The organism is Trichocoleus sp. FACHB-40, assembly GCF_014695915.1.
GTDB classification, from domain to species: domain Bacteria; phylum Cyanobacteriota; class Cyanobacteriia; order Cyanobacteriales; family FACHB-T130; genus Funiculus; species Funiculus sociatus.
The window spans coordinates 1-9,670 of record NZ_JACJPF010000124.1; the positions used below are offsets into that span (position 1 = coordinate 1).

The 9,670-nt window shown below is 42.0% G+C and carries 9 protein-coding genes and 1 pseudogene; 2 read left to right on the forward strand and 8 right to left on the reverse strand.

Annotation, left to right across the window (positions count from 1 at the left end; all coding sequences use genetic code 11):
* Positions 1-265 precede the first annotated feature (265 nt).
* From H6F63_RS28935 to H6F63_RS28950, 4 genes are all read right to left on the reverse strand, one after another.
* The gene (locus tag H6F63_RS28935; RefSeq protein ID WP_190640693.1) at positions 266-1,171 is read right to left on the reverse strand and encodes a TauD/TfdA family dioxygenase; all 906 of its coding nucleotides are present in this window, start codon (positions 1,169-1,171) and stop codon (positions 266-268) included.
* 50 nt (positions 1,172-1,221) lie between these two features.
* On the reverse strand, positions 1,222-2,439 hold the full coding sequence (locus H6F63_RS28940; RefSeq protein WP_190640694.1) for a hypothetical protein: 1,218 nt from the start codon (positions 2,437-2,439) through the stop codon (positions 1,222-1,224).
* A 27-nt stretch (positions 2,440-2,466) separates the two neighbouring features.
* The gene (locus H6F63_RS28945; RefSeq protein ID WP_190421371.1) at positions 2,467-3,372 is read right to left on the reverse strand and encodes a sulfotransferase; all 906 of its coding nucleotides are present in this window, start codon (positions 3,370-3,372) and stop codon (positions 2,467-2,469) included.
* Positions 3,373-3,582: 210 nt separating this feature from the next.
* Positions 3,583-4,311 carry a hypothetical protein gene (locus H6F63_RS28950; protein WP_190640695.1) on the reverse strand — a complete coding sequence of 243 codons (729 nt, stop codon included), beginning with the start codon at positions 4,309-4,311 and terminating at the stop codon, positions 3,583-3,585.
* A 165-nt stretch (positions 4,312-4,476) separates the two neighbouring features.
* Between H6F63_RS28950 and H6F63_RS28955 the strand changes: the two genes are divergently transcribed.
* Positions 4,477-5,385: a sulfotransferase gene (locus H6F63_RS28955; RefSeq protein ID WP_190640696.1), complete on the forward strand. Its 909-nt coding sequence runs from the start codon at positions 4,477-4,479 to the stop codon at positions 5,383-5,385.
* 230 nt (positions 5,386-5,615) lie between these two features.
* On the opposite strand, the gene H6F63_RS28960 is transcribed toward H6F63_RS28955, so the two are convergent.
* The 3 genes from H6F63_RS28960 to H6F63_RS28970 all read right to left on the reverse strand — a co-directional run bounded on the left by H6F63_RS28960 (position 5,616) and on the right by H6F63_RS28970 (position 7,678).
* Positions 5,616-6,779, reverse strand: a complete 1,164-nt coding sequence (locus H6F63_RS28960) for a hypothetical protein (protein ID WP_242020239.1) — start codon at positions 6,777-6,779, stop codon at positions 5,616-5,618.
* Positions 6,780-7,046: 267 nt separating this feature from the next.
* Entirely contained in the window at positions 7,047-7,217 is a 171-nt protein-coding gene (locus tag H6F63_RS28965) for a hypothetical protein (protein ID WP_190640698.1), read from the reverse strand.
* Positions 7,218-7,381: 164 nt separating this feature from the next.
* The gene (locus tag H6F63_RS28970) at positions 7,382-7,678 is read right to left on the reverse strand and encodes a hypothetical protein (RefSeq protein WP_242020235.1); all 297 of its coding nucleotides are present in this window, start codon (positions 7,676-7,678) and stop codon (positions 7,382-7,384) included.
* 375 nt (positions 7,679-8,053) lie between these two features.
* On the opposite strand from H6F63_RS28970, the gene H6F63_RS28975 reads away from it, so the two are divergent.
* Entirely contained in the window at positions 8,054-9,337 is a 1,284-nt protein-coding gene (locus H6F63_RS28975) for a hypothetical protein (protein WP_190640699.1), read from the forward strand.
* A gap of 235 nt (positions 9,338-9,572) precedes the next feature.
* Here H6F63_RS28975 and H6F63_RS31265 read toward each other — a convergent pair.
* Positions 9,573-9,670 (reverse strand): annotated as a pseudogene (locus H6F63_RS31265) (IS982 family transposase); the annotation flags it as partial.

The following is a 9,670-nucleotide window of genomic DNA, read 5'->3' on the forward strand; positions in this document are numbered from 1 at the left end:
TTTGTAGTTTCTCTACTTGCTCTTGATTGAGATAATTTTTCGCTGGCATCTTTCACTTGTTAGACTAAATTTACTTTCGGATTATACTTTATTTAAATGCTGAACAGCTTATCAAATCGGGTTAATTACCCACAATTAAGAGGAAACCGAGATTCCACCCCCAATCCTTAGAAAGCAAGTCAACCAGAAAGCCTGAGCCGCAGAGCGGGGTGGGTTCTTTTATTATGGGCAATCAACCAATTTTGATATTATTAGTCATTAATTATTAGTTGTATGCTGGATTAGCTAAATGGCCCATCCTGACATAAATCTCTCTTTGATTATCAGAAAACGACTTTCTGCCATGAAGTAATCTTGTGTTATCTATCATCAAGATATCTCCCTTTTGCCATGCAATCGGGAGAGTCAATTTATCAGTAACCTCCTTGAGTTCAAAAATCACGTCATCAGGAATTTTTAAACCGTCTTCAAACCTAACAATACTCGATTGCAAACCCTGGACGTATTCCTGGGCAATTACTGGCAAGATGTTATTGATGAAAGCTTTATGTTTCCCGCTTTCAGTAATCGCATAAGTAACAAATTCAGTAGTAATTGAGTGGTCTTGTTCATCTACCTTTAGGTATGTATCGTTTTCTTGGCAGATTCTTTTAACTATATTCAAATCATCAGTTTTATATATTTCTTGCCACATGAATTTCTGATAGCTGCGAATATATTTCAACCGTTTTGTGTGAAATAATTCTTTTGTGGAATCACTCAATTTCTGATAAACCTGGATTCCATCACATACTGTTGTTTCACCGCCAGCCAAGGGGGGAGTAGCACAATAAAACCACAGCAGACTTGGTTTATTTTTGGTATAGTACATTTCCCCATGCAGCGGCACTGCATATCTCAGATTTGCCCCGGTTACTGATAAAACAGTTTTGTCGCCGTTAATTGCCTCTCTTTGGTTATAAGCGCCACCGATATAGGGCATGAATTCTGTGCTGAGTGAGGCGGTGAATTTTTTAAATTGTTCAGTGTCTGTATCAAATCCTCTGATCAGTAAAAATCCAGAAGATTTGAATAATTTAATAATTTGCTCTTTATCTAAATTACATACATTAGTCTCGCTTTCATGGTATACCATCGATCCAAAGCTTTCAGAAATAGCCACTGTTTTCATATCCATAACCCCTTATGGTTTATCAGTACAGCCAACAACACGCTTTGTATTTACTTTCCTAACCAAACTTCCAAATCCTGGGTTTTAGCCTTCGATGGATTGCCGGTATTCTGGAGATTTGTTTTACCTAAAACAGTAACTAATCCCAACGGAGTAGTTACTACAGTATAGATTTCTATATCACGGCGATCGCTTAATGGTTCTAGACGGATCGGTTCCCATATTTCACCATCTTCTGTAGCCCAAAGCTGAAAACCGCCATTTCCTTGAGTTCCCACATACAAACAGTCGTTATGAACAGTCATAAACTGGAGGGTACAATTGTGAGAATCATCGAATCCCGCACCCATAACTGATAAGGGAACTTTCAAACCATCGGGAGTGAACTTAGGTGCGCCAACAATCAAATCCCAGCTATCATCGGGATAAATCCGAATGATTTCCGGCGCAGTAATGGCAATATCATTACCTCTGTCGTAACCATCCGCAGGCGTTCCAGTGGCAAAATACAAATTGCCTTGGAAAACAATCATAGAAGATACACATGAGTTAAAGGTATACCCACGCGCACCATCAGAAATAATTTTTTTCCAAGTATAGGGTGTTTGCTCGGTATCCTGAATTTTCCAGATTTGGCAACCTGTTTCGGAATTTATAGTTCCAGCGTACAGGCAATTGTTGAACGCCACTATTTGAGAAATGGCTTGATTGTCTAAATTATCGAACCCTGGAAGATTGACTGCTTGCCATTTGCCTGTTTCAGGGTCATCACAGGCGCAGATGAGGTTTTTTGCCGTATTGTCTGCGGGAATCGCGTACAGCCGATTCTGGAATGGCAGGAGGCGACGAAATGACAGGACATGGTTGTCTAGCTGGGGTTCAGGGAGGGTATGAAAAGTCTTGCCATCCTCTGAATGTAGAAGTTGCGAACTAGAGGGAGAAAGCAAGCTAACGATTAGCGAAGGTGTTTCCTCCAAAAATGCGATCGCTAACGGTATGCCCGAAGCGCTATTACCACTCCCAACACCTTTATAATTATTTTCTCCTTCTAATGCTCCTGCATATACTTCTTCCCAACTATCATTTTCTGAGTCGTAGCGCAATATTTTCCCATTGTATGATTTTTTACCAGCCTCGCATATTCTCGCTAAGTACAGGCGATCTTGGAACGCAGCCATCGAACAGGTAGCGATGCTCCCTAGTCCGTCTATATTAACTGGACTAATATTTTTCAACTGCTGGGCGGTCATTAAAGACACCTTAGACATTTCTTTCCTTTCTGGGTTAATAACACGCTAGCGATAGCCTAGTTGCTTGGCAAAGTTGATAAGTTTTTCAGCAAACTCATCGTCCACAATATCTTTTAACTCTCCTTTTTCCAGTTCATCTTTCAGCGAAGGTTCCCGAATTTTTCCCGGACGTAGGGCTGGACTATGCATAAATTTTACGTCATTACCTCCGCGAGCCATAATCGGACCAACCCTGGCGTAGGGAGAATTTTCCGGATGCTTCATTGCTTCAATTGCTTCGCTGTCTGTTCGCAAGCCCAGCCAATCAGCTATTTGTGGTAAATACAAATCTGGCTCAGATAGTACATCTTCCCCTTTAATCCGTATACTCTGACCTAAAGGCAGAGTATTACAGAAATTCATAATATTTCGGTGGGTGTTAAACCAAAATCTTAGAGGATCTAGCTTTATCCCAGAGGAAGGATCTACCTTTGTTGCTTTTCGTTTGCGTTCCACCATCTCTATAATTGACTTCCTAGCTGATATTGGATGGCGGGTGAGATGCAAATAATTAGCTGTTGGAAAGCAAGAATAGGCACGTTCAATAAATTGTCGTGTTACAACTGTAATTGGACTTTTTTCTACGCCGATTTGCGGGCTAATCTTCTCCAGCATATAGTCATACAGTTTTTTTACAGGCCAATCCCGCCGCTCATCCAACCACAGTCTAGCTTTGAGAACAGTTGATGTTGTTTGAGCCCCGCTATGAATTTCTGCTATTGTTCGCAGTAATCCTGGTGGACCTTCAGGTCTGCGTCTGGTTTCGTGGTGCTTGATAACCTCATCGATAGTATCGCCTACAAAGAGGTGGAGTTCCGGGAAACCATACAACTGCGGATGTTGTCCAATCATTGTGGACACAACTGATGAAAAGGAACGGGGCGGTGAGAGTATAATGAACAGTTGAGACATTTGTAATAATTTGCAGTGCAGATTTTGGTTTTGTAGGAATTGGCTTTGATGCCTGCTGTACTATATTTTAATCAGACATAAAGTATTTATTTACGGATTTTCATACCGAAATAATCATTTATTTCCAGCGATTGGCTAGTATTAACTATTGAATGCAGAATCAAGCGCAAACAATTTGTTTGCAGGTGAAGCTTTAAATGCTTAAAGAATTCATTCTGTCCCTTCTTGGTGTTGACTTTGTATAACTGAGTGCAGTCTATCGATGATATTATCTTGAAGTTTATCTAATTCCAAGTGCATCTCTTCAAGGATTGAGCGCATCCAATTATAGCGGTATTGCAATTCTTTTCTGCGTTGTTCAAGTTGCTCTAGCGGTAAGACGCTGAGATTGGATTCAGCATTACCCAATAACTGCTGTATAGTTTTTACAAAATCAGCAGAGGAAACATTTTCGGGAAGCCTATTGTGGCTGATTCCTAATATTGGCTGCAAGGTTGAATTAGTTGTTTCAGGCTGAGTTTGCTGCTTGTTGGCTGCCTTCTTTTTCTTTTTGGCATCTCGCTTAGCTTTGGTTAAATGCAAATACATTTCTAGTATTTTGGTATCTTCACCAAGCTCTGATGTTTCAGATTGCTTTTGTTCGGGTTCCGCTGGCAAAGCCGCTGCTTTTTTAGCTTTTCTAGTTTGTTTAAGCTCTACCAAAGATTTTACAAGTGCTTCATCTTCACCAAGATCGGATATTTGTTGAGCGATATCCGCACCTCTAGCTATGTCTACTTGAAAATCTCTTAGCTTCAAGAGGGTACGCATAAATGGATCGCCATGATCCTCGGTTTTTTTCTGATTTATATCAAAGCGTCTAGCTTCTCCACGACGATTTCGGAGACGCTGTAAAATCTCTTGGCGCTTTTCGTCAGATATTGCCTGATTTTGAGTCATGGATGAAACATACTAGATGTCTGAGCTATCGGGTTCATTCTCATGGAATGAGCTTTACCCAGTTTTTACAATATAACCTATTACTCTCGTAGAGTATAAAAAGGTTATTTATCGGTAAAAATTACTTAGAAGCGATCGCTTTTAACAGAGCAGAGGTCATTTGATATGTTAGCCCCCCAGCCTGTCTTCATTCTTGCATCTCCACGTTCCTTTACATCTTTAGTCTGTGCCATGCTCGGTCAGCATCCCGAAGCCTATGGAGTTCCAGAACTTAATTTGTTCGTTACTGATACTCTAGAACAATTCTTACAGCGAATGAGTGGTTTTCGCCGATTTCAGCTGCATGGCTTGTTGCGAACTGTTGCTCAGCTCTACGCTGGCGAACAATCCCTCTATTCTATTGAAATGGCTCATCGCTGGATTTCCACACGCCTCGACCATAGTGTAGGCGAAGTTTACAGGGAACTGTGCGAAAAAGTTGCGCCTCTGCGGATTATCGATAAAAGTCCTGTGTACGCTGCAAACCGGGCTACTCTAAATCGCATCCGCAAAACTTTTCCCGATGCTTACTACTTGCACCTCGTTCGCCATCCGAGAACCCAAGGACAATCGTTGATGAATGTGCGGGGTGGTCAGATTATGGCTGTCATGTTTAATTCTGTTGATCGTTCCACCAATCCACCAACTGTCGATCCACAGTACAACTGGTACAGAATGCAGTCTACCATTTTAGATTTTTTGAGCAATATTCCCCCCCAACAAAAAATGCACGTATGTGGGGAAACTCTTTTAAATAATCCTAAATTATATTTGGAAAAAATATGTAGGTGGTTAAATTTTAGCTGGAATGAAACAATTCTTGAGGCAATGTTGCACCCTGAAAATTCTCCCTATGCAACATTAGGCCCTTATGGCGCTCACTTGGGGAATGACCCTAACTTTTTGAAGTCACCCGCTTTTCGTTACCAAAGTGTAGTACCTAGTCAACTGGATGGTTCCTTGCCCTGGCGTGAAGACGGTAAAGGATTCATCCCTGAAGTTGTAAAGTTAGCCCAAGAATTGGGTTACGAATAGTTAAGTATGGGGCGTAAGAATAATCGAAAGATGCTCTTTATGTCGAGTGGCGGATGATTTGAAAAAAGGCAAAAAGGGCCGTTATAGCAAAACAGATTTTACCAGCAGTGGCAACACCATTCTAGCCAACGATCGCCAATGTGGTGCCTGGTGCTTGTGACTTCCCTTGACGCTCCCACAGCTATAAGCCACAGGAGTGTCAACGCCAGTACTATTCTCTTAAGAGCCAATCACTTTTTAAATAGTGTGACTTGACCCCCACCGCTACTTGGTAGCCTATCCCTACGTGGAAACGCATCTCTATTGCTACGTGGGAACACATCTCTATTGCTACTTAGGGGTGCATCCATATTGCCACCTGGAAGCGCATCAGACTGGAGAAACTGCTTAGCGGCATTGTCCTGTTTGAGGTAACTATCCCAGAAAGCAATACTGGCACTTTGGAGATGAGTGTGAATATTTTGAATAGTCTCCCTATCTTGCATGAGCCCACGCCTACCACCTGGTTTATAGTCGTTATAGGACGAGTGGTAGGCATCTTGGAATAAGAGGTAATACTTATTACCAGCAGGCATATTCTTGAAAGGTTCCATCCTCCAATCGTCGCCTCTTTCATTACTACCGCTAACAATCATTACAGGAGCGGTGATTCTATCCCAAGAGCGCTCATCTAACCCACCTCTACCAGTTCCCGGTGGAGATATAGCCAAAAACGCACGGACACGGGGGTCTCGGAAACTAACGTCTTTTCTCTGGGCTGTGTCCACCATCTGTCCTGCCATCCATAGGGCTGAGTATGCACCAAATGAGTGACCAGCGACACCGATGCGAGCGCGATCTATTTTCCCTCGCAACTGAGGAATTTTCCCTTCTAATGCTTGCAGAGAGTCTATGACAAACGATACGTCTTGAGGGCGATACTCTAAAGGTTGGGCATTATCTTCGGTTTCCCGCAAGGAAGATGAATCACTGTGAGACGGATGGATGGAGATGTATCCCTGACTAGCCCAGAATTCGCCCAAGTATGAGAAGCCCTCCTTAGAGCCGCCTCCTCCCCCATGAGAAAAGATAATTACAGGGAATGATCCTTGCCCTTGAGGATAGTAAACTTTAACAGGAAGTTGTCGCTTGCGCCGACTGTCGAAGAGAGAGAGGTCGTCTGCGACTCCAACGGTATATGAACCAAGATTAGGTTTGTACAGAGACTGAGTAGGTATACTCTGATTGCTTGGAGTGAACGTTGGCTGATCAAAAACAGGTCGCTGACGCGGGAAAGGTCGCGAACAAGCAGGTAGGGCAAAGCCTATAGGTAAAACTATCATCGCAGCTATAACTAAAGTGGAAGTTTTACGCAGTAGCAAGAAGCCGACGATTTTCCTGGTTACTCTGTCCATCACAAAAGCGAATCTCCTGTAATTATGGTAATAAGTTTTGCCAATTACAAAAACCAAGCTAAGAGGGAACTAAAAACTCTTAAAGTTGGTGAAGCCGAGTAGTAATAAGAGGCACTGTAATGCCTGCGGGATAACACTGAGTTAGATAGATGATGCTTGGCATACATCTTTACATCAAGACTTATGCCATTATAAGTATGTTCCAACGGAAGCGGTATCGTTTTTTTGTGGGTTAAAAACCAATACGGTTCACTTAAAGCTAAAAATCTAAACTCTATGTAGCTTGGCTCTTTGGATGCGAAACCCAACAAAACTCCAGATTTCATCCAACACCGCTTCGTTTGAGTGAATCTTAGCTGTAACTTCCACTTTACGGATTTCTACCGCCCCTGATTCTGGCTTCAGATATTTCAGGACTGCCAGATTTACATCTTGCACCTTTTTCGGGAAATATAGAACGTCTCTAGAAATGAAATTTTACAATGTCTTTAGGACTGCTATACATGGTTTGAATATCACAATTGTGAGGGGAGAGAATTTAGTTGCAGTTGTATCTATTCAATAAACTGAATGAACCGCACTTTTGGTTGAGATAGATGGCTTTAGTGAGCAAATTTAACTTCAATGTCTTGCAGATGTCTCCAAGCTAAACCACAAGGTATGCCATACTTTTCCTGAAGGCGATCGCTTGCAATTTTCAGGGCTGAACGCGATCGCTCAACAAAGTCATCCAGCTCAGACTCATTATTAGGTGTAACATAGTCTTTGACGACTAAAGAAGGGGTATGGCAGGGTTCCTGAGAACCATCACATCCATTGATTTTGAAAGTGGATTTCAGGCATAGGATGTTAGAAGTTGGTGATAGTGGTGCAGGTGCATTATTGCAGATTTTTTCCAACCAAGACTCTTTCCATCAAGCAGTAGTTTATAGAAAGCATGGCTTAGCTACCTCCTATAACAACAACGAAATAAGGCGTTTCATTGGCTCATTTATCGCTTAATTGCTCGAATGTATTGCCAAATTAAGTGTTAGATCAGGAGATGTTTTGTATCTCTGAATACAAAAGGTTTAAGTCTAACGATAGGGTTAGGGGTGGCGATCGCGCTGTCTGGAACTCTGCCAAGCAGCCATTAACTACTATCTAAATCGATAGGTTATGGATTTTTTGGATAGGGCAGAAGTTTGAAGGTTTAAGTAGGCAAGTTCCTATATGATGTGTTAAACCTGTTGACATTAATCTTGAAATACACTTGTACTTGCGACTAGCATCTTATGAATTCCCCTCTTATCAGGGACATTCCCAGCATTGCTAAAAATCTCAAAAATGCGAGAGACATGGCTGCCTTCAAGCGCATTATGCCTTTCTGCCGTCCTTTCCTGAGATTTTTAGGTGCTGATGTTCAAAAAATGGATGAAGCGCTAGACGAAGTTGATGATCTTGTTCGCCAGATAGAAGAGATGGCTCAAATTCCTGATCGTTTCAACGACATATTTGCTTCACGGGGTTGGATTAGTTATGACTTGCTCAACCTTGAGGTTGCAAAGGGAGCAATTGTAAAAGCCGAGTCAGGTGATATAGATGGTGCAGAAATTGACTTGGTGAACTATTACAGCGTGGAGACAGTTAAATGGAAGTTACAGACCATGAATGGAATTCACGCTTTTCGCCCAAGAGTACCCCTTGCCCGAAAGGCTCTAATCGATTATGAAGAAGAACGCTATCACGCATGTGTTCCTGTCGTACTGGCGTTACTTGATGGTTTGGTGAACGAGTTACAAGATAAACGGCGAGGCTTCTTTGCTGAAGAAGTTGATCTCGTAGCATGGGATTCCATTTCGGCTCATAGCCGAGGCTTGAATGTATTAGTGGGTATCTTTCAAAAAGGGCGATATAAAACCACAACTGAGTCAATCACTATTCCATATCGCAATGGAATTATGCACGGGATGGATCTTAGCTATGACAACAAGACAGTTGCAGCTAAAACATGGGCAGCTTTGTTCGCTACTCGTGATTGGGCACTGAAAGCAGAAAAGGGACTGCTTGAAGCTCCACCAGAAGAACCGCAAAAAACATGGAGTGAAATTCTACATCAACTACGCCAAAATCAAGAAAGTCAAGAAAAATTAGAGCAGTGGAAACCTAGAGATATTAAAGTTGGTGTTGATATTCCCAGAAATGGTACACCAGAACTATTTACTGATGGGACTCCTGAGAAGCGACTTGTTGAGTATTTAACTTTCTGGAAGGTTAAGAACTACGGCTATATGGCTCGGTGTTTATCGCCCAAGATGGGTCCACCTGTCAAGCAAGCACCTGCACGTCTTCGTCAAACCTTTACGTCCAAAATTTTAAAATCCTTCGAGTTCGTCTCAATACACGATAGTGGAGCAGCCCTCTCAATCATTTCAACCAATCTAGTATTTGAAGAATATGGAGAAGAGGTATCAAAATCATTGGATTTTCGTTTGATTAACGAAGATTGTGAAGGAAATCCCGAAGTGTGGGGTATACCAAACAGTGAATGGAAGATCATTAATTGGGCGCTCTACTAATTCAGCTATCAGTTCTAGACATCTGTATCATCTTCGCAATCACGTTAAGAGTGGTCTAACAATTTGGTTGGAGGAGATTAATATGCCCTTAGAGTGGATGAAAAGGTTATTTGCAGCCGCTCAACCATGCTCTAAAACTACTGAATCCAGTCATTGACGATTGCTTGATGGAGTGCCTGGTAACGAGTTTGGGCTTTGAGCTTTTTGCGAACATTATTCATAACCTCAGTTCGGGTTAAGCTGATTGAACCAAAGCCCACTCTAAACGGAGTGATGGTTTCTTGGGTTGATGACAGTAAGCAATTAAACCACACAAGATATTGACCATAAAAT